The sequence below is a fragment of the Draconibacterium sp. genome, from assembly GCF_041583095.1.
Classification (GTDB): domain Bacteria; phylum Bacteroidota; class Bacteroidia; order Bacteroidales; family Prolixibacteraceae; genus Draconibacterium.
Genome location: NZ_JBFHGM010000010.1, coordinates 1 through 20,234 on the forward strand (window position 1 = coordinate 1; position 20,234 = coordinate 20,234).

At 41.6% G+C, this 20,234-nt stretch carries 16 protein-coding genes; 1 reads left to right on the forward strand and 15 read right to left on the reverse strand.

Translation table 11 applies throughout. From position 1 onward, the window contains the following. Both ABZB17_RS01695 and ABZB17_RS01700 read right to left on the reverse strand, forming a co-directional pair. A partial coding sequence (locus tag ABZB17_RS01695; protein WP_372647693.1) for a hypothetical protein occupies positions 1–284 on the reverse strand: 284 nt, incomplete at its 3' end. After that, positions 284–412, reverse strand: a complete 129-nt coding sequence (locus ABZB17_RS01700) for a hypothetical protein (RefSeq protein ID WP_372647694.1) — start codon at positions 410–412, stop codon at positions 284–286. The genes ABZB17_RS01695 and ABZB17_RS01700, both read right to left, overlap by 1 nt. Before the next feature lie 227 nt (positions 413–639). Here ABZB17_RS01700 and ABZB17_RS01705 point away from each other — a divergent pair, with 227 nt between their 5' ends. Next, positions 640–1,515, forward strand: a complete 876-nt coding sequence (locus ABZB17_RS01705) for a carbohydrate kinase (protein WP_372647735.1) — start codon at positions 640–642, stop codon at positions 1,513–1,515. A gap of 142 nt (positions 1,516–1,657) precedes the next feature. Here ABZB17_RS01705 and ABZB17_RS01710 read toward each other — a convergent pair whose 3' ends face one another. The 13 genes from ABZB17_RS01710 to ABZB17_RS01770 all read right to left on the reverse strand — a co-directional run bounded on the left by ABZB17_RS01710 (position 1,658) and on the right by ABZB17_RS01770 (position 20,152). After that, complete coding sequence (locus ABZB17_RS01710) at positions 1,658–2,779, reverse strand: aldose epimerase family protein (protein WP_372647696.1); 1,122 nt, start codon at positions 2,777–2,779, stop codon at positions 1,658–1,660. A gap of 24 nt (positions 2,780–2,803) precedes the next feature. Further along, positions 2,804–4,471 carry a ribulokinase gene (locus tag ABZB17_RS01715; RefSeq protein WP_372647698.1) on the reverse strand — a complete coding sequence of 556 codons (1,668 nt, stop codon included), beginning with the start codon at positions 4,469–4,471 and terminating at the stop codon, positions 2,804–2,806. A 94-nt stretch (positions 4,472–4,565) separates the two neighbouring features. Beyond that, positions 4,566–5,249 (reverse strand): L-ribulose-5-phosphate 4-epimerase, encoded by a 684-nt coding sequence (araD, locus tag ABZB17_RS01720; protein ID WP_372647700.1) that lies wholly within the window; start codon positions 5,247–5,249, stop codon positions 4,566–4,568. A gap of 18 nt (positions 5,250–5,267) precedes the next feature. Then, on the reverse strand, positions 5,268–6,947 hold the full coding sequence (locus tag ABZB17_RS01725) for a sodium:solute symporter (protein WP_372647702.1): 1,680 nt from the start codon (positions 6,945–6,947) through the stop codon (positions 5,268–5,270). Between the two features lie 33 nt (positions 6,948–6,980). Then, entirely contained in the window at positions 6,981–8,492 is a 1,512-nt protein-coding gene (gene araA / locus ABZB17_RS01730; RefSeq protein WP_372647704.1) for an L-arabinose isomerase, read from the reverse strand. 45 nt (positions 8,493–8,537) lie between these two features. Next, on the reverse strand, positions 8,538–9,218 hold the full coding sequence (locus tag ABZB17_RS01735; protein ID WP_045028179.1) for an NUDIX domain-containing protein: 681 nt from the start codon (positions 9,216–9,218) through the stop codon (positions 8,538–8,540). A gap of 319 nt (positions 9,219–9,537) precedes the next feature. Further along, the gene (locus ABZB17_RS01740) at positions 9,538–11,676 is read right to left on the reverse strand and encodes a family 43 glycosylhydrolase (RefSeq protein ID WP_372647706.1); all 2,139 of its coding nucleotides are present in this window, start codon (positions 11,674–11,676) and stop codon (positions 9,538–9,540) included. Positions 11,677–11,684: 8 nt separating this feature from the next. After that, complete coding sequence (locus ABZB17_RS01745; protein ID WP_372647708.1) at positions 11,685–12,077, reverse strand: PDZ domain-containing protein; 393 nt, start codon at positions 12,075–12,077, stop codon at positions 11,685–11,687. Between the two features lie 8 nt (positions 12,078–12,085). Further along, positions 12,086–13,489: a M61 family metallopeptidase gene (locus ABZB17_RS01750; protein ID WP_372647710.1), complete on the reverse strand. Its 1,404-nt coding sequence runs from the start codon at positions 13,487–13,489 to the stop codon at positions 12,086–12,088. 141 nt (positions 13,490–13,630) lie between these two features. Continuing rightward, a complete protein-coding gene (locus tag ABZB17_RS01755; RefSeq protein ID WP_372647712.1) occupies positions 13,631–14,350 on the reverse strand; it encodes a Crp/Fnr family transcriptional regulator in 720 nt (239 codons plus the stop codon). Positions 14,351–14,368: 18 nt separating this feature from the next. After that, positions 14,369–15,202: a hypothetical protein gene (locus ABZB17_RS01760; RefSeq protein ID WP_372647714.1), complete on the reverse strand. Its 834-nt coding sequence runs from the start codon at positions 15,200–15,202 to the stop codon at positions 14,369–14,371. A gap of 20 nt (positions 15,203–15,222) precedes the next feature. Further along, entirely contained in the window at positions 15,223–17,472 is a 2,250-nt protein-coding gene (locus ABZB17_RS01765; protein WP_372647716.1) for a DPP IV N-terminal domain-containing protein, read from the reverse strand. 40 nt (positions 17,473–17,512) lie between these two features. Then, the gene (locus ABZB17_RS01770) at positions 17,513–20,152 is read right to left on the reverse strand and encodes a T9SS type A sorting domain-containing protein (RefSeq protein WP_372647718.1); all 2,640 of its coding nucleotides are present in this window, start codon (positions 20,150–20,152) and stop codon (positions 17,513–17,515) included. Between the last annotated feature and the right edge of the window lie 82 nt (positions 20,153–20,234).

Consider the following 20,234-nt stretch of genomic DNA (forward strand, 5'->3'; position numbering starts at 1 on the left):
CAATAACCCTTAAATTCCCAGTTTATCATGTCTTTTGAAACAGCCACCCCAATTGGTGTTTGCAGCCAGGTATTTTCCAGCATCGGACGACGGGCTGTATAATAAATATACCACTGCTGTTCGTATTCGTTCCAAACGATCTCCGGATCGCAGGATCCCTGATAGTTTGGATCGACAAAAAGCGGTGCCGGAACCTCATTTTGTTTATGATTATTGTTGAGAGTACAAGCAAGAATAAAAACAAAAGCCAGCAAAAAAACCAGGAATTTAAGGGTATTAATCATTATTTTTTAAAGGAGTACTTCGTTAAATCAATATCTAGAGGATAGTTATTAAACCATTCTTCCAGATCTTTTTTTAACTCAGTAGCTTTAGCAGGTTCTTTATCTTTTAAGTTTTGCGTTTCGCCCATGTCCTTTTCAAGGTGAAATTTTCAAAAAATATGTCCCGGAGTTTAAAGCTAAAATCATTCCGGGTGTTGGTCATCTGGTCTTTTGGGAAAAACCCGCTGAATTTCAACAGTTGTTAGAAGAGAGCATTCAGGAATTTATGAAGCCGGAATAAATAATCGTATTCTAAACTATTGAATTATCCCGAATTACAATAGAGCGTTTAAAATGAATTATAAGTAATCAGGAAATTCTTTGTTTTGGTGAGGTTCTTTGGGACCGGCTTCCATCAGGAGCAAAACCCGGCGGTGCACCTATGAATGTGGCTTTGCACCTCTACGCAATAGGCCTTAATGCCGCAATTGCCAGCTCGGTTGGTAACGACGATGCAGGAAAACAACTCCTTGACTTTTTACAAAATTCAGGAGTAGATATTTCATTGATTCAAACCGATGTGACATTGCCTACCAGCGAAGTTCTGGTGCACCTCGACGAGAATAATAATGCCACCTACGAAATATGTGAGCCGGTAGCCTGGGACAATATTCAGCTTAACGACGAATTGGCTAATAAAGCACAAAACTCGGGTTTGATCATTTATGGCTCGTTGGCTGCACGCAAGCAAACTACACGCGAAACACAATTAAAATTACTCGATAACGATGCTGTAAAATTAATTGATGTAAACCTGCGCCAACCATACGACAAACAAGATGTGCTGGAACTATTACTGGCTAAATCAGATATCGTAAAACTAAACGATGAAGAACTTCGTGTTTTTGCCGACTGGAACAAAATTAAGGGCAAAACCGAGGGAGAAATGATAAAATGGGTTGTGCAAAATTACAAGGTTGAAATGCTTTGTGTTACCCGAGGCGACAAAGGAGCAGCAATTTATTATGAAAACAAGTTTTACGAACACCCGGGATTTAAAGTTAACGCCATTGACACGGTTGGTGCCGGCGATGCTTTCCTTGCCGGTTTGGTAGCGGCATTCCTGCAGAAAAAATCGCCTGCTGAAGCTATTATACTTGCCTGTGCAACAGGAGCTTTTGTGGCATCGAAAGCAGGTGCAACACCTAAATACAACATGGATGAAATTCAGACAATAATGAATCAGCATTGACCAAATTGACATGCCGGAAATTTGAGCAAACAAAAAGGAGGTTGAAATCAACCTCCTTTTTTTTCGGTTCTTCCTGCCTGCTAAACAAATCAGAACCTTTAACTAACTATTAATTAACTTAAAACAAAAAATCCTTCTTATCCTATTCTTCAACACCAAATTTGTAGATACAAACTGAATAGTACTCATCACCCGGATTTACAATAACACTTGGAAATTCAGGCTTATTAGGACTATCAGGGAAGTGTTGTGTTTCTAAACAGAATGCACTTCTGAAATCGTATTTAATATCTTCTTTTCCGGCAATTCTTCCATTGATAAAGTTACCACCGTAAAACTGAATACCTGGCTCGTTGGTGTATACTTCCATAACTCTTCCCGACTCCGGCTCAACAACTTTTGCAGCCAAAGTACTTACGTTGTTATTTGTATTTAATACCCAGTTGTGGTCGTATCCACCTCCAACTTTTAACTGCTCATCATCAGCTTCCACACGGTCGCCAATGGCTGTTGGAGTAGTAAAGTCAAATGGTGTTCCGGCAACGGCAGCCAATTCGCCTGTTGGGATTAAACCACCATCAACAGGTGTATAATAATCGGCATTCAGATACATCAAATGATCGTTGATCGAAGTTTTTCCACCGTCTTTTAAGTTAAAATACGAGTGGTTGGTAAGATTCAATACCGTTTTCTTATCAGTAGTGGCAAAATATTCAATTTTAAGTTCGTTTGCCACTGTTAACTGGTATTTCACTTTTACGTTTACAGTTCCCGGGTATGCGGATTCCATATCAGGCGAAACCAGGCTAAAAACAACTTCTGTGTCGCTTAGCTGCTCGGCATCCCAAACCTGGCGGTGAAAACCATTGGTTCCACCATGTAGATGATTCGCGCCGTCGTTTTTCTGCAACTGGTATTCAACGCTGTCAATCGAGAATTTAGCACCGCCAATACGATTGCCGTAACGACCGATCACTGCTCCGTAAAAACTCTCCGGTTTGTCCACATAATCTTTACCCGAACCGTAACCGACAATTACATCTGCCAGCTCGCCATTTTTGTCGGGGGTATACAAACTCACAACCCTGGCTCCAAAATTGGTTAACTGACAAACAAGGCCGTTATCGTTCTTCAAAGTATAAAGTTCAATGGTTTTTCCATTGTAATCAAACGCAAAATCTTCGCTTGATATACCCACTGTGGCTTCTTCCTGTGCACAGCCAAAAACCATAATAATCAAAGCAATAATTCCTAAGTACTTCATTGGTTTTATTTATTTATTTGGTTATTAATTCAAATCGAATTCAATAAACTTACCCAGTTTATTGTATTTCTCGTAAAGCGCTTTGTATTTCTCTACATTTTCAGGAATTGGATGGTATTCCATTTCAAATCCGCCACCCATTTTTGCCTGCGCTTCACCAAGGTTCTCGTATACCCCGGCTGCAACTGCTGCTGCCATTGCAGTACCCAAAGCACAAGCCTGTTCCGAACGAGCCACTTTAATTGGCATATCCAGTACATCGGCAACAATTTGCATTACCAGTTTCGATTTTTTAGCTACACCACCCAATGCAATCACACCATCGATGCGGATTCCTTCAGAAATGAAGCGGTCGTTAATAGCTTTTGAACCAAAAGCAGTAGCTTCAACCAAAGCTCTGAAAATACGTGGAGCATCCGATCCCAGATTCAAACCGATAATCGCTCCTTTTAATGCCTGGTTGGCATCCGGAGTACGACGACCGTTCATCCAGTCGAGAGCTACGATTCCACTTTCAGCGATTGGAATTTTTTCAGCTTCCTGGCTTAATTTAGCAATGATTTTTCCTGAAGTTTCATCAATCAGTTTTTTCTTGGTAGCCTCATCAATCAAATCAGAGTCAGCCAGAATATTTTGCATTGGCCATTCCAGTAAACGACGGAACCAGGCGTAAATATCACCAAATGTCGACTGTCCGGCTTCCAAGCCTAACATTCCGGGAACGATCGATCCGTCAACCTGACCACAAATACCACTTACCAGTTTATCACCCACTTCTTCAAGCGGCGCAATCAGCATATCGCAGGTTGAGGTACCCATAACTTTCGACAAGTGATACGGTTCGATTTGCGCACCAACGGCACCAAGGTGAGCATCAAAAGCTCCTACCCCAATAACCACATTGGTTGAAAGGCCTAATTTCTTCGCCCACTCTTCACTCAATGTTCCTGCCGATACATCGCAGGTATATGTTTCTTTAAACAAACGGTCTTTTAAACCAGCCAACATTGGGTCAAGCTGAGTCAGGAATTCTTCTGACGGCAAACCGCCAAAAGCTTCGTGCCACATGGCTTTATGTCCAGCTGCACAACGGCTTCTTTTTAATGTTTTTGGATTTGTATTTCCGGTAAGAACTGCCGGAATCCAGTCGCAATGCTCCACCCACGAATAAGCTGCACGGTAAACACCTGCATCTTCGCGCGTTACATGCAACAACTTGGCCCAAAACCACTCTGACGAATAAATTCCACCTTCGTATTTAGTGAAATCGATATCCGATTTTTTAGCCAATTCGTTAATTTCCGCAGCCTCTTTTACTGCAGTATGGTCTTTCCAAAGTACGAACATCGCATTTGGATTTTCTTCAAATCCCGGAGTTAATGCCAGTGGTGTACCTTTTTCGTCGACCGCTACCGGAGTCGATCCGGTGGTGTCAACAGAAATACCCACAACATTTTCGGCCACACCTTCAGGAGCTTGTTTCAGCGCCTCTACGATGGTGTATTCCAATCCTTCTAAATAATCTTTCGGATGCTGACGAAACTGGTTGTTTGGCGCGTCGCAATATTCTCCTCTCTTCCAACGCGGGTATTCAAACACAACGCTTGCTACCTCTTCGCCGGTTTCTACGTTTACGATTAATGAACGAACCGAATCAGAACCATAATCCAGTCCAATTGTATATTTTGCCATTTTTTTTTTGATTTAATAAGGAATAAAAGCCGGTGGAAAATTTTACTTCTCCACCAACTTTTCGTCCTTGATTTTTTTTGTAACTGATGGACAATTACTGTCCGTAGTATGCATTTTTACCGTGCTTGCGCAGGTAATGTTTATCTAATAAAAACTGATCGATTTCAGCTCCCGGAGTTAACTGTAAAGTAGTGTGTGCCATTTTTGCCACTTCTTCCATAACTTTTGCGTTATGAACGGCATTATGAGCACTTGTTCCCCACGAAAACGGACCGTGGTTATTTACCAGAACTCCCGGAATTGCAACCGGATCAAGTCCCCCGAAGGTTTCCACAATTACGTTTCCGGTTTCCACTTCGTATGCCGTAGTTACTTCCTCTTCAGTAAGTTTACGGGTACATGGAATTGCACCGTAAAAATAATCGGCATGTGTTGTACCTAAAGCAGGAATGCTTCTTCCGGCTTGTGCCCAGCTGGTTGCCCATGCCGAGTGCGTGTGTACAACTCCCGATATTCCTTCAAAAGCTTTGTAAAGAACCAGGTGAGTTGCGGTGTCGCTCGATGGTTTCAGATTTCCTTCAACCACATTTCCTTCCATGTCAACCACCACCATATCGCTGGCTTTCATGTCTTCGTATGAAACACCGCTTGGTTTAATTACCACCAAACCTTTTTCGCGATCGATAGCACTCACATTTCCCCAGGTAAAAATTACCAGGTCGAGTTCAACCAGTTCCAGGTTTGCTTTAAAAACTTCTTCTTTTAACTGTTCAAGCATAATTTATTCTGTTTATTTCTACCAGAAGTAGATGTAAAAAGCTACTGTCAATCCTAGAATTACAGCGGTATGGAATACATCCCAACCATTCCAGCTGGCACGTGTAGCAGCTTTTTGTTCCGGTGTATTGGTTCCGAATACCAAGCCCTGAATTTTTTCGGCGCTTGGTGCTTTGGTTAACAAACTAACAACAATAACCACTACCAAACATACCAGCAACATCCAACCACAGAAGAACAACCAGTTCATATCGAAAAACAGACTTTTAAACAAGTTGTCGGCTGCCCCCTGAACGTTCTCGTAATATACTTTGGCACCCAAACGGGTAATACCAATTATAAATCCTGCCATCAGTCCCCAGAATCCACCTTGGGCAGAAGCGCGTTTCCAGGTAATACCCAACAGGAATGCTGCAGCAATACCAGGAGCCAGAACAGATTGTACGTCTTGTAAGTATTCGTAAAGCACATCGCCAATACTTCTCATAATCGGAATCCAAAGAATACCCAGAATTACGATTACCACTGTTGCCACCTGACCAATTTTTACCAGTTTTTTCTCCGGAGTTTCCGGTTTGAATCGTTTGTAGAAGTCGATGGTAAACAACATTGCCGAAGAGTTAAACAGCGAAGCCAGCGAACTCATCAGAGCTGCCAAAATACCACAAACCACCAATCCTTTAATACCGGCAGGCAGCAACTGGGCCACCAACGACGGGAAAGCAGCATCGGCACTTGGCAAGGTATATAATTCGCCGTTCAGCATTACGTTTCCTTTGGCGCTCATTGCATAAGCAACCATACCAGGAATAAGGAAAAGAAATACCGGCAACAATTTCAGGTAAGCACCAAAGATTGTACCCCGGCGTGCATGTTTTTCGTTTTTACCTGAAAGCACCCTTTGCACAATAAACTGGTCGGTACACCAATACCAGAAACCAATGATACTGGAGCCGATTAAAGCACCCAGCCATGGGAAATCGGCATCGCGGTTATCCCTGATCAGATTGATCATACTGTCGCCATATTCGTTAACCTGAGTAGCACCAGCAATTTCCAGAACCTGATCCCAGCCACCAACGGCTTTTAAACCAAGCACCACAATTACCAGCGATCCACCAAGCAGAATCGGCGTTTGAAGTACCGAGGTGTATAACACCGATTTCATTCCTCCGAAGATGGTATAAAGCGCAGTTAATAAAACCAGACCAATAGCTGAAATCCAGAAGAAATCAATTCCCCACATGGTTTCGATACCAAAAACCTGCTGGAATACCAATCCTCCGGCATAAACCGTTACCGCAACCTTTGTAAGTACATAACTCACTAAAGAAATAAGTGATAGTACTGTTCTGGACTCGGGATTATAGCGGCGCTCCAAAAATTCGGGCATGGTAAGTACCATACTTCGCGAATAAAAAGGAACGAACACCCAACCGAGAATCAGAATCATCCATCCCTGAATTTCCCAGTGTGCCATTGCCATACCACTTGAGGCACCGGCACCGGCCAATCCAATAAGGTGTTCTGATCCGATATTCGAAGCAAAAATCGAGGCTCCAATAGCAATCCATGAAGCATCTCGTCCTGCCAGGAAATAGTCGCCTGAAGTTTCTTCTTTCTGACTTAAAACCCAAACGATAATGCCGATAAGTGCCACACCAAAAAGGCCAATTACAATCCAATCTAGTAATTCCATAAAAGTTGATTTATTTTTTTGATTTAGTTTCTATTATAATCCTTTGGCCAAATGATAGTAAAGATCATTCCAGCGCAGTTCTTTTTTGAACGTAGGAATGGTAGTGTTTTTGTCGATTACTACAGCTTCGATTCCTGCAATTTCAGCATAATCCAATAAGTCTTCAACACTCAGGTCGTAAGAGAAGCTGGTGTGGTGAGTACCACCTGCCAAAATCCATGCAGCTGCACCTACTTCGAAATTAGGTTGAGGAATCCAAAGTGCACTTGCAACAGGAAGTTTTGGAAGATCTTTTGATTCGATACAATCTACTGCGTTAATAATCATACGGAAACGGCTTCCCATGTCTACAACTGTAGCGGCAACACCAGGTCCGGTTTTACTTTTAAAGATAACACGTGCAGGATCATTTTTACCACCAATTCCCAAAGGAAGTACGTCAAGAGTTGGTTTGCCATCAGCAATTAACGGACAAACTTCCAACATGTGCGCCTGAAGAATTGCGCTCTTTTCGCCGTCGAAATTTAATGTATAATCTTCAAGGAAAGAACATCCTTTGTAGTCTTTCATTTCCTGACTCATGAACCACATTGTGCGGTATAAAGCAGCTGTTTTCCAGTCACCTTCAGCACCAAATCCATAACCGTCGGCCATTAAGCGCTGCGAAGCTAAACCTGGCAACTGATCGATACCTTCCAAATCATCGAAGTTTGTAGTGAAAGCTTTTGCACCTTTTGCTTCTAACAGGCGACGCAATGCGATTTCAATTTTAGCAGCGTGAGCAACTTGCTCGCGATCTTTTCCGCCTTCTTTACAGCTGTCAACAAAGTTGTAGTCTGCTTCGTAAACTTTTACCAATTCAGCAACTTCTTCATCAGTTACTTCATTTTGTACGGCAACAAGCTCAGCAATAGGACAGTAATCTACGTGATATCCGAAAACTCTTTCAGCATCCACTTTGTCACCATCGGTAACTGCAACGTTGTTCATCTGGTCTCCGAAACGTACAATTAGCATGTCTTGCGAATCAGCCCATGCAGCAGCTACACGTGCCCATGAAGCAACCTGTGAAACGGTTTTAGGATCCTGCCAGTGACCTACAACAACTTTAAGGTTGTAACGCATACGTGCCGTAATGTGACCGAATTCTCTGTCACCGTGAGCACTCTGGTTCAGGTTCATGAAATCCATATCAATTTCGTCCCATGGAATTTCTTTGTTGTACTGAGTATGCAGGTGCAACAACGGTTTATTTAATTCTTTCAATCCGTGAATCCACATTTTTGCAGGAGAGAAAGTGTGCATCCAGGTAATAATACCAATACAGTTATCGTCGCTGTTTGCGTCTTTACAAATGCGATGAATTTCTTTCGATCCTGTTCCGGTAGGCTTAACAACAACTTTAACAGGAATTTCCGAAGATGCGTCAAAAGCAGCAGCAATTTCTTTTGAATGCTCTGCAACTTGTTCCAATGTTTTAGGCCCGTAAAGGTGTTGGCTACCTGTTACAAACCAAACTTCCATTTCTTTTAATGTACTGCTCATATTCTTTGATTATATTTTAAATGTATATATTACTCTTAAATGCTATTAAACTTTTACAATTCGGTCGAGACCCCGCTCTGTAACTTCATTTTTACAGGTATAATAAAAAGCACCCTTTTTTGATTCTGATAAATCTTTTTCATTCAGGCGCTCCAATACATCAAGCGATAAGATTTTCTTTCTGAAGTTTCCGGGATCGAATTCACGCTGAAATATAGCTTCGTATAATTTGCGTAATTGAAGTAAGGTAAACTTGTCGGCCAGCAGTTCTTTTCCTATTAAACGATAGCCGGCTTCCTGTTGCAGTTTTACCAGCGCCTGTTCCACCATTTTGCCATGATCAAAGATCATTTCCGGCAATTCTGAAATGGGCCACCAATGTGCACCATTCTCTCTAACACAGGCTTTATCGTGTTCATCCATTCGTACCAAAGCATAGTAGGCAAGACTAATCACCCTGGCTTCCGGATCGCGGTCGGGATTGGCAAATGCAGCCACCTGCTGCATAAAAATATCTTCAAGACCTATGGTTTGTTTTAATACGCGTTTGGCGGCATTGTCCGACGATTCGCCATCCTGAACAAATCCTCCCATAAGCGACCACGCTCCTTTTGATGGCTCAAAACCCCGTGGATAAAGTAACAAACAAAGTTCACCTTCGTCGTACCCCAGTATTACGCAGTCAACTGCTACAAAATGTTTCGGATGTTTAGTATAGTGTTTCATAGTAATATTGATGGAACAAATCTATAAAAGTATTTTTAACTTTTATTATTCACCATCCTTCAAAATATATAATCATGCTGAAGAACATAAATTAAACTCACTATTCCACACAAGAACAATAACCACATATCAAGCTGATTTCCTGATACTTTCAATCTACACAGATTAAAACAATACAGTTATTGATCAACGAATTGACAATTTTCCCGAAAACTTGTATTTAAATTCATTCTAATAAAAAAAGGAGCCAGACGGCTCCAATTTTACGAGTACTATATACTATTATTTCTTGATTTAATCTCTTATACGATAAAGCTATTTATTTCAAAGCTGATTCATGATATCTATGCGCAACCTCAGATTGCGACAAAGCATAATCATACATTTGAAATGAAGCCATAAGCCCGGTATAGTATTCTCCGGTATCTGCAGCACCAATTCTGATTTTTGCATTTTCAACAGCAGACGACAAAAGCATGTTCTGTGCATTGTCCAACTTACCATCAACATAAACTTTTTCCACTACCCCATCGAATGTTACTACAATGTGGTGCCATTTATTGGCTTCAGGAACTTTGTTATACGGTAAGTCAAAATGCCCGTCGAGGTGAGCAACTGCGCCATAGTTACTTTTATTGTAATGAACGGCATTGTACGAATTGGCCAGATAATGCGCACTTCGGTCGCACCACGAAGCCAGACACTCATCTCTGTCACTCACTTCCGGGTTATTCACCCAGGTAGAAATAGTAAATGCACCGTTCCACTCTAAACTTCTAGGTACTGCAACCCCGTCCAATTCCAAAGCTCCTTTCGAGAACTCAATTGCATTTGTTCCGCTTTCTTTATCGGTAACGATCTTTACATTTCCTTTTCTTACTAAATTGCCACCCAACGAACCGGTGTTTGCCAGTTTATCGAAAGATTTGCCGGAAAGAGAATTTGCATTAAAGCCAACAATCATACTTTGTGAACTTGCGGCACCCGGCTCATTTTCCGAAGGTTTGTTTACCAGGTTCAATGGGATGTCAAAAGTTTCTTCGTACACTTTCATGTTCCACACGGCGGCAAAAGTTCCGGTTTGCTCTGTTCCCAGAATGGTCAGTTTCAGATAACGTGCGCTCACACTATTATCATCTATCATAGGACTCCCCGGCGTGCGATTTTCTGATCGATCGACATAAACTTCCCAATTTGTATTATCGGTTGAATATTCAATTTTATACTGATAATAATAGGGTGAAAATTCGAACTGTGTAGTAATTCGTTTGATGTCTTTTTCTTCGCCCAAATCAATTGATAGACTCTGTGGAAAAGTATTATCGGCAGCTTTCCACATAGTAGCGTTATCGTTATCAAAAGCAAAATCGGGTAAATATTCATAATTGTAAGCAGGCGATTGCAAATGATAAAACGACGAAGCCGATGCTACAGCTCCGAATGCAATATCTTCAGGTACTTCACTCGGAATAAAAGCTTTAATCCCTTTTTGCGTTGGGACCACCGCTTTAATCGTTGAGTCGTTTTCAAAGATCATGCTATCAATACACACCTGACGTGCCAATCCGCCCGCAGTAAACGGAACATCGTGTTTGTGGTAAACAATGTAATAGTCGTCGCCATTTTCCAGCACGGAATGGTGTCCCGGTCCGTGAGTGGTTCCGTCTTCGCTGGTTTGCAATATCGGATTATTTTCACCCGGGGTAAATGGCCCGTATGGATTGTCAGCATAAGAATAAAGCACTTTATACGTTTCGTTGTGGCATGATTCGGCAGAATACATCAGAATGTATTTGTCGCCTTTTTTCATCACATAAGCAGCCTCAAATGGATTTGGCGTTTGCTCCAGCGGAATGTTGGTTGAGTTCGACATTTCGTCCATTGTTTCGGCATTTAACTCGCCTACCGCATAACCACTGTTGTAATGCACCCAGGTTCCCCAGTAGCCATAAATACGACCATCATCGTCCTGAAAAAACTGAGCATCCAACGAAGGGAACCCGTCAATCGGATAATTCTGTGCAATAACAGTAGTATCATCATCGTGTAATTTTTCCCAAGGGCCATCCGGCGTATCCGATACATAGCCATAAATGTTGCAACCTGCCTGGCAGTTTCCAAAATACAGGTAATAACGTCCATCTTCGCCCTGCATAATATCGGGTGCCCAAAAATTGCGCAGCGCCACCGAATTTAAAGTAGGCACCTCCATTATATAGTTGTACCAGTTTTGAAGGTCGCGACTGTACCAGACAGTTGGTGCTCCCGATCCCAGCATTTCATTATCGGTGGTGGCGTAGATGTAGTAAATATCGCCAAATTTTTTAATTGTAGGATCGGCAAACCACCCCGGCAAAATCGGGTTAGAAATGTGCGTGTTTTTTTGTTCTGTTTTTTTATTTCCGCAAGACGAAAGGAGTAATACTCCCGCAATCATACTCAATAGAAATTTCCTCATATTCTTGTCTATTTTTCGAGAATCCAGCTCTCCAGTAATTGTTTTTGTTTATCGGATATATTGGTTTTCACCTGCATTTTACAATCGCACCATTCCTGTTCAAAAGTCGGAATGGTGAATACTTTCTCTCCGCTTCTGCGTTTTACTTTCAATGTAATTTCACCTTGTTTTTCAGGATGTGTTAAAGAGCCAAGCAGCCTTTCATTTACTTCTGTGCCATTAATTGCAAGAATTTGGTCGTTTATGCTCAGGCCAATTTGCCATGCCGGCGAATTTCGGTCGATATCGGTGATTTGCCAGCCATCGCCTGCTTTTAGCACAGTTAGTCCGAACGACACTATTTTGGTTGGCGTGAGGTTCATTTTTACTCCCACATAATCCAGGTATTTCTGGTAATCCATTGGCTCGGTTATTTCAGCATAATGAAAAATCTCCTCCAGCGAACACCCGGCAATATTTTCACAAACTTCGCGAAATTCATCATCAGTATAACCGCGGTTTTGTTTTTATGAAAATCGTTATAAATATTTCGCATTACATCTTCCAGCGATTTTTCACCATCGGTTTCGTGCCTAATCTTTAAATCGAGTAACATGCCCAGTGCATTACCAATATCGTAGTACGAAATGGTGGTATTGTCAGTGTGGTTGTTCCAGTTAAAGAAATTCAGCCAGGTATCGTAACTCGCCTGACGAGCCGTTAAATATTTTCGTCCGTTGGCATTTTCAAAAGTAGCAATGGTTTTGCTGTAGGCATCAAGCACTTCCTGCTGCGACATCAATCCGGCACGATTTAGCACCATGTATTCGTAATAAACAGTCAATCCTTCGGCTACCCAAAGCATGTTCGTCAGGTTTTCGCCGCAATAATCGAATAGCCCCAATTCAATTGGGCGAATACGTTTTACATTGTACAAATGGAAAAATTCTTGCGCGATAAACGCCAGCCACGATTTATATCCGGCCCTGTTGGTAACATCGTAATTCGAGTTCGAAAAAACTGCCATCGAATTACGGTGCTCCAAACCACCAAATCCCTGATCCATGATCAGAAAAGCATAGTAAGAATGGGGTGTGTCGCCCATTAACGAAGTTGCACTTTTTACAATTTTTTTGAAATCACTAATGTAAGTTTCGTGGTCAAATTCAACCGGATTTTCCATTGAAATGGTATACGTAACTCCGTCAACTTCAAACGAAAGGATCTCCATATTTCCGGCGAGAATCGGGCTGTCATAAAGTACATCAAAATCTTCAGCCCTGTAAATGTGTTCTTTTTCGTTCAAACAATCCAAACCGGTTGTAACAGTCGACCATTCTTTATAAGGATTTACCGTTAACACTACCGGCATTTGAATCAGTTCTTGCGAAAACATAAAAACAACGGTTGGCTGAATAAATGCACGTCCATCGTCCAACCACGGATCGGCAACCGAACGTTCGTACGCATAAACGTCGTATGAAATTTTTACTCGTTTTGCATCACCAGGTTCAATCTTCCAGGTATTTAAATCTGTTTTTAAAAATTGCAGTGGATTACCCTTTTCATCGGTGGCTGACAAACTTGTTACGTTTTTGGCGAAATTTAAAATCCAGTAATAACCGGGTGTCCAAACAGGCATTTTTACCTCAAAGTTTTGCTCTCCATTGCTATTAAAATCCATTTCTACCTGGTAATAGTGCGTGTGCGGAGCATCCATCGAAACGGTAGCAAAAACAGTGTCGGCCGCGTTTTGACTCATTACAGCTGTAGCTGCAACAAGAAATACAGTTATCAAGGCTATTTGCCGGATGTTCATTTTTAGATTGTTCATAAGCAAGTTAAATAAATCAGCATTTTCAACTGAGAAAAAGCCAGACCTGCATTACACAGTGGTAACCGCAGGCACTGACTGTCCCACCTAAACTTTGTTCTATGAAAAATAGAAATTAACTTAGTCTACTTCTATATAAAATCAGATATTTGCAATTGCCTGCAATTTCTTCGTATTGAGGAAAATAATTTTTCTTCCGGTCAGCTCCAACAGGTTTTCGTTCCTGAATTCCGACATTACGCGGATAAGTGATTCAGTAACCGTACCAACCATATTGGCGAGATCTTCGCGTGTTACCGCAATTTGAAGCGCGTTGTAATTGTCAACCCCAAATTCATCTTTTAAAATCAGCAACATTTCTGCCGCCCGTTCGCGCACAGTTTTCTGAGCAATATCGGTAATAAATGTATTTGACTCACCCAGTTCTTTACACATAAACTTCATCATTCCGTGCGTAAAATCCCAGTTTTGTTTAAATAATTGCATCAAGGTGTTGTATGGCACATGACATACCAAAGTGTCGTCGTACGCTTTTGCCGAAGTACAGGCCAACTCGTTGGTGAGTAATGAGCGATAACCAATAAGATCGCCCTGCTGCGCAAATTTTAAAATCTGCTGCTTCCCGTTTCCTCCGATCTTGTAGATTTTTACAATGCCTTTCAGAATAATGTACAAACCAGCATGCCTGCAACCTTCACGGTAGATTACAGTGCGCTTCTTAAATGTTTTGTACACAGAATTTAACTCGAGGTCAAGCAATTCGGTTTCTGACAATTTTCGAAACATATGCATATCGCACAATCGCAAATCGTCTTTAACAACTGATGCTACCCTACGTATTGGCTTAACAAGTGTTTCCATATTACTTGTGTTTATAAATTACTGCTCGTATAAATTTACAGCAGCATGACAGGACGGGCTATGCTCGAATTTGGGAAAATAGCGCCCTACAATTTCGTACAGATCAGGATCGTACTTTTTCATATCCGAACGGGTATTTACCCAATTGTGTTTTCCATCGGTTGTTTCAACTTCGGCATTTACATTAAACCAGTTTTGCACACCTTCGGCCCAATATTCCCAGATATTAGTTGCTGCGTAAGTGTTTTCGTATTTCCCGGTAGCCATTGCGGCGTCGAGCTTTTCCTGAAGTAAATCGTTAAATTTATCATCAAGCGGCATAATACCAACACCGTGAATGGTGTGTGCAAATTCGTGAATCAGAATGTCTTCGGCATGGTATTTATCAATCTGGTAACACAACAGGTTCTCTTCGGCACAAGTTGTCAACGGATCGTGCATAGTTCCTCCGAGTCCTCGTGCACGAACATCCCAGTTCAGTGTCGTATCGTTGGCTAAGTGCGCGTGTTCCGGAATATCAGTTGTTCCTTCGTAGCGCGCCATAATTCCTACACGGGTATTCAATTTTACCATTTGATTGAGCACCTCTTCAGGTAAGCCATCGGTCATAAAATCAATTATCTCACAGGCTTTAATAAAAGCAGAATCAGGTACCCGGTGCGAACTCATAACATGAATGCCATTTACATTGACATACTTTTTATAAAACGGATCGAGATTTAAAGCTTTGGGTGGCTTAACAATTTTATATTCTTTAACCAGCTCATTTGCAGCAAGATTAGAAAAGGATATAATTCCGGCAATCAGGATCAGCAGAATTCTAATTTTTTTATTTGTAAACAAACTTTTCATCACAGAGTCTTTTAATGTATCTAATTTGATTTTCCAGTATTCCAATCGGGAGTTTCTTGTTTTAAGAAATTACGAATGAAAAAATCTCGGCGTTTTTGTTCACCGTAGGTTCCTCCAAGCGTATGATTAACACCAGGAAGGACTACCAATTCGAAATCTTTTTTAGCTTTTATCAGTGCATCGGCAACCTGCATGGTTGATGCCGGATCAACATTGTCGTCCATTTCTCCAACAATCAGCATCAGTTTACCCTGCAGTTTGTCGGCATTTTCCACATTCGAACATTCGGCGTATTCAGGCCCGATCGGGTAACCCATCCACTGTTCGTTCCACCAGATTTTATCCATTCGGTTATCGTGACATCCGCATGACGAAACACCGGCTTTGTAAAACTCAGGATGAAATAAAAGTCCGGCCAAAGTGCTTTGCCCACCTGCCGATCCGCCAAACAAACCGACACGTGTAGTATCCATGTAACTGTATTTTTCGGCGGCCGCTTTTATCCACAAAATACGATCGGGGAAACCGGCATCTTTCAGGTTTTTCCAGCATACATCATGGAAAGCTTTCGAACGGTTCGAAGTTCCCATTCCGTCCATTTGAACAATTATAAATCCCAACTCTGCAAGGCTTGAAAAAGCATAACTAACAGGGCTAAAACTTTTTTGTGCAAAAGAACTGTGCGGGCCTGCATAAATGTATTCGATTATCGGGTATGTTTTGTTTTCATCGAAATTGGTTGGGCGGTAAATATTTCCCCAAATATCGCTTTTGCCGTCGCGGGCTTTAGCCACAAACGGCTCAGGAGCAATCCATCCTTTTTCCAGTAAGTCTGAAATATCAGTTTTTTCCAGCTCCACGATTACCTTTCCATTCTCGGCGCTGCGAACTACTGTAAATGGTGGCGAATCAACCGTAGAATAGGTGTCGGTAAAATAGCCTATATTTTTTGAGAACGATACATCGTGATTCATTTTCTCCGGCGTTAGATCGGTTAATCCGCTGCCATCAAAATTGACCTTGAAGCAATGCAAATAATACGGGTCTTCAACGGTGTTTTTGCCCGATCCGTAAAAGAAAATTGTCCTATTTTCATCATCAACTTTTATAACATCTCGCACCACCCACTCGCCTTTTGTGATCTGATTTTTCACTGCTCCTGTTTTTGCATCGATCAAATACAGGTGATTCCAACCATCACGTTCCGACGCCCATACTATTTCATTCGTTTCTTCCAGATCGTAACGATAGCGTTTTCCGCTGTAATCAATAAACGTCTTACTTTGTTCGTCGATTAATACCTTAACATCTCCACTTTCGCCATCCACTTCAACTACATTGTAGGCCTGATGACCGCGCTGATTAAACTCAAAAGTAAATGCTGAAGCATCTTCTTTCCATCTTGGGTTGGTAAGGTTAAACTGATGTTCAAAAGCACCAGTATTAACCGCAATCTGCTTTTTGCTTTCCACATCAAACAATGCTGGATGTTTTATCGGCATAGCATCGCCAGGTTTACGGTAATCGCGTTTGTGCAGAATAGGTTGCAACTGGTCTTTTGGCGACGATTCAACAAAGAATATCTCGCGTTTTTCAGCATCGCGCACTTTATTTACCGCCAGTTTTTTGGAATCGGGAGACCACGAAAAATACGACGAATAAAAATCGCCGGGAGCTCCATCAAAACTCAACTGAAACTCCATGTTTGTCTCCATGTTTTTTATATAAACATTGTTTTCCCGGATAAACGCTTCCCACTCCGTGTTTGGCGAAGGCACCGGATCGTTTCCTTTTTCATTAGAAAAACTTCCCCAATAACCATTTCTGTTGCGCTCCTTTTCAACCGAGTCTTTCTTTAACTCATACTTTTTCAGTTCACACGTCCAATAAGCTTTTTTGAAATTAAAATGAATTGTCTTTTTATCCTTATCAAATTTCAGATCGCGTAAAACCAGGTCATTTGCCGAAATCGCATTCTCCAGCTGCTGATTTAATGCATCAAGCAGTTTGTCGCTATCAAAAGCAATCTTTTTCGATCCTTTCTGCGCATCAACCAGTTTGTACTTCATACCATCGCGTGTTTTTATACGGTACCAGAATACCGACGATGAATCGATCCACGTGATCTGCGTTACCTGGTTGTACACCAACTCGCTTAATTTCATTACTGAATCGGCTCGCGCATAGTCGTCTTTAGTAATTTTCGCGAAAGTTTTACCGCCTGTAACAGCAAGAAGTAAAACTATAAATACGAACAAAGATTGCTTCATAAAACACTGTATTTTAAAACGCCAATTAAATTTCCGTCACCTATAGCACCAGAAACTTGTGCGTATCATTTGCTTCATCTGTTCTTACACTCACATAGTATAAGCCTTGTTTTAAGTGCATATTTAATGGTATTTGAAATAAATCTTCCTCAATTCCTTTTTGAAAATACAAAATAGTACCTCTTGCATCAATAATGCGTACTTCTTTTTTTTCAGACATTTTGCCTTTGAACTCAATTTTTAGCACATCGTTGCTGGCAATTGGATTCGGATACACAATCGATGAACTTGCCTTTTCGTCTACTGAAATATTTACCGCTCCTGTTGTTACATTTGAACCGTAAAGCGGGCCTTCTGTGGGGAAGGGTTCTACGGGATCCGGAATGTTTATTATAGTAGAAGAGTAATCGTACCATTTTTGATACACACTGGCTTTCCCTTCAATTCCTTCAACTAATTGTAATCGATAATCGAAATGCGCCTTACGTGTTTCGTCGCCTTCGTAAACATAGTCGGTATTGCAGATTACAGCAATTACAACTCCGTTTGCAGGAGCTTTGTCCAACTTTAACTTACATGACCCGCTTGAAACAGGTTTACTGTAAACCGGTGTTCCATCAGTTGCGCGATAACACAACTGGCAAGTCATATTTTTACCCTTTGGCATAAAATTCACTTCAACTTCAGTACCCGAAACCAAAAGTGGTATCTGGTTAGCTCCAGACCATCCCGGAGTTGTTCGTGGTTCAGGAGTAAGTATTTTATTTTCGGTGTCCAGCATCCAAGTCTTAGTATATGGACTAACTTTCCATGGTGTACAATCAATCCAGTTTGGTTGCCACTCTACACGAATGGTTCCCCCCATATTGGCGTTAAGAAGTTTTTTTATTGCACCACTCCATTCGTTCATATCGATAAGTGCTTGTTTAGCCCGGTATTCCATAATCAATCTTTGGATTTGTGATTCGCCAAGACCGGCAGCCATTCCTTCCAGAACACGTTCAGGACAGTTTTGCCAGATCCAAGGCACACTTCCTTTACCCAATGCCTGACCAAGGAACGTTGGGAAAGTATTTCCATATTGAGTACCACCAAGTAAATTTCTCCAGGTACAAATCTGCTGATTTCCTTCAAACATATTTACACCTTCTGCGCTTGGGCCACCAAAACTTCCGTCTTGCAGCCAACCGGTATAACATTCAATTGGCATAAATGGTGCAATATAGGGACCGGCATTCAAAAATCCCATTTCACTGTAACTCTGGGCTTTTGTGGCTTCCATCTCCTGTTGCAACCAGGTATTTCCACCTTCATGGAACCAGGCAGCCTGTTTACAACCAGGCATGTCAGCCAACACTGCATGAATTCCTTCGTGTACCATAGCCCCCATTTGTCCCTCACGATCAGGGTACGGACAAGCAGGATCGAAACTGTAAATCGGGTGATACGAAGCCAAAATCATTGGCCAGCTTTCATTCTGGTAATTGATGGCTCCCATCCAGCCACCAAGTGCGGTTGTATCTTCGGCATCGGTACATAAACCTGAACCAAACAGGTAAACAGCACTTCTGTAACCTACTTTGACACGCTTGTCCGGTGGCCATCCCATGGTGTCGCGAAAGTATGCAAAGTCTTTATTTAATCGTTCCAACATTGGAGTGATGGCAGCTTCGGTAATTTCCGAACGTTTGTTCGGTCCCCATTTAAATGTCCACCATCCTGACGATTGCGTTCCAACAACACCCGGACAATCGTCAAGGTCTTTGGTAGGCATCTCCAACGTAGGATATTCATCTCTGAAATTGTAATCCAGGGTAGGATCATAAGCAGGCCAGTTATAAGACACTGCGGCAAACTGATCATCCCCTACAAAGGTCCATATACCACTGCCTTTTTTCGAAATGTTACCTGCAGCATCGGTAGCCTGAATAGCTATAAAGAAGTGCGTATTTGGGCTTAGATTATCTAATGTTACCGTATTATCGGAGACAACTTTATATACCGAATCGTTAACCAATACATTATACGCAGAAACAGCAACATCATCAACTGATGGCTCCCATTCGATACTAATAGATGATTCTGTCCTTTCAACTATTTCCGGAGTTCCCGGAGCTTCAGGTGCATTAATATCGGTACTTCCCGAAAGATTTGTTCCCCAAACACGAAACTCAAGAATACCTGTCGACTCTGAATAGTTTTTCATCACCACGCGAATACCCGAAGTAGTTAATTTGTCTAAGTTTGCTTTATTAAACTGATCTTTTTCACAAGGAACATCAATAACTTTCTCCCATGTTGAATTTTCAGCATTATAATTTTCGATATAGGCTTCATCGGGAGTCAAAATGCCACCACCATCATCGAACCAGTAGATTTCTACTGAAGTAGCAATATAAGGCTGATCCCATGTGTACTGTACCCATTGGTACGAATCGGGGTTACTCCAGTTTCCGTAGGCTGTATTTGTTTTATCACCGGAATTTGCTGGCGTAAATCCATCATTTACTGCTCCAAGGTTTTCCCAACCCGAAACAAACGATGTAGTAGGTTTAGCAATGAGGGCAATATTTATACTGTCACTCTCCGTTTCATTTGCCGATAATGTATAAGCATTTATCTGGAAAATGCCTATCAGAAACAAGAGAAGTGGCAGCTTTAAATAGGTAGATCTTTTCATATTGCTTGATTTTTGTTGTTCTATGAGAGGTGTAAATCTTTTCGATTTAAATTTTATTCGTTTCCCAGGCACATTTAGCTTC

Excerpts from the sequence above, each read along its gene's own strand:
- ABZB17_RS01710 (WP_372647696.1), bottom strand. The coding sequence starts at position 2,779 with ATGAAGTACTTAGGAATTATTGCTTTGATTATTATGGTTTTTGGCTGT.
- araA (WP_372647704.1), bottom strand. The coding sequence starts at position 8,492 with ATGAGCAGTACATTAAAAGAAATGGAAGTTTGGTTTGTAACAGGTAGC.
- ABZB17_RS01755 (WP_372647712.1), bottom strand. The coding sequence starts at position 14,350 with ATGGAAACACTTGTTAAGCCAATACGTAGGGTAGCATCAGTTGTTAAA.
- ABZB17_RS01750 (WP_372647710.1), bottom strand. The coding sequence starts at position 13,489 with ATGAACAATCTAAAAATGAACATCCGGCAAATAGCCTTGATAACTGTA.
- ABZB17_RS01735 (WP_045028179.1), bottom strand. The coding sequence starts at position 9,218 with ATGAAACACTATACTAAACATCCGAAACATTTTGTAGCAGTTGACTGC.
- ABZB17_RS01765 (WP_372647716.1), bottom strand. The coding sequence starts at position 17,472 with ATGAAGCAATCTTTGTTCGTATTTATAGTTTTACTTCTTGCTGTTACA.
- araD (WP_372647700.1), bottom strand. The coding sequence starts at position 5,249 with ATGCTTGAACAGTTAAAAGAAGAAGTTTTTAAAGCAAACCTGGAACTG.
- ABZB17_RS01725 (WP_372647702.1), bottom strand. The coding sequence starts at position 6,947 with ATGGAATTACTAGATTGGATTGTAATTGGCCTTTTTGGTGTGGCACTT.
- ABZB17_RS01770 (WP_372647718.1), bottom strand. The coding sequence starts at position 20,152 with ATGAAAAGATCTACCTATTTAAAGCTGCCACTTCTCTTGTTTCTGATA.
- ABZB17_RS01745 (WP_372647708.1), bottom strand. The coding sequence starts at position 12,077 with ATGGATTACCAGAAATACCTGGATTATGTGGGAGTAAAAATGAACCTC.
- ABZB17_RS01760 (WP_372647714.1), bottom strand. The coding sequence starts at position 15,202 with ATGAAAAGTTTGTTTACAAATAAAAAAATTAGAATTCTGCTGATCCTG.
- ABZB17_RS01700 (WP_372647694.1), bottom strand. The coding sequence starts at position 412 with ATGGGCGAAACGCAAAACTTAAAAGATAAAGAACCTGCTAAAGCTACT.
- ABZB17_RS01740 (WP_372647706.1), bottom strand. The coding sequence starts at position 11,676 with ATGAGGAAATTTCTATTGAGTATGATTGCGGGAGTATTACTCCTTTCG.
- ABZB17_RS01715 (WP_372647698.1), bottom strand. The coding sequence starts at position 4,471 with ATGGCAAAATATACAATTGGACTGGATTATGGTTCTGATTCGGTTCGT.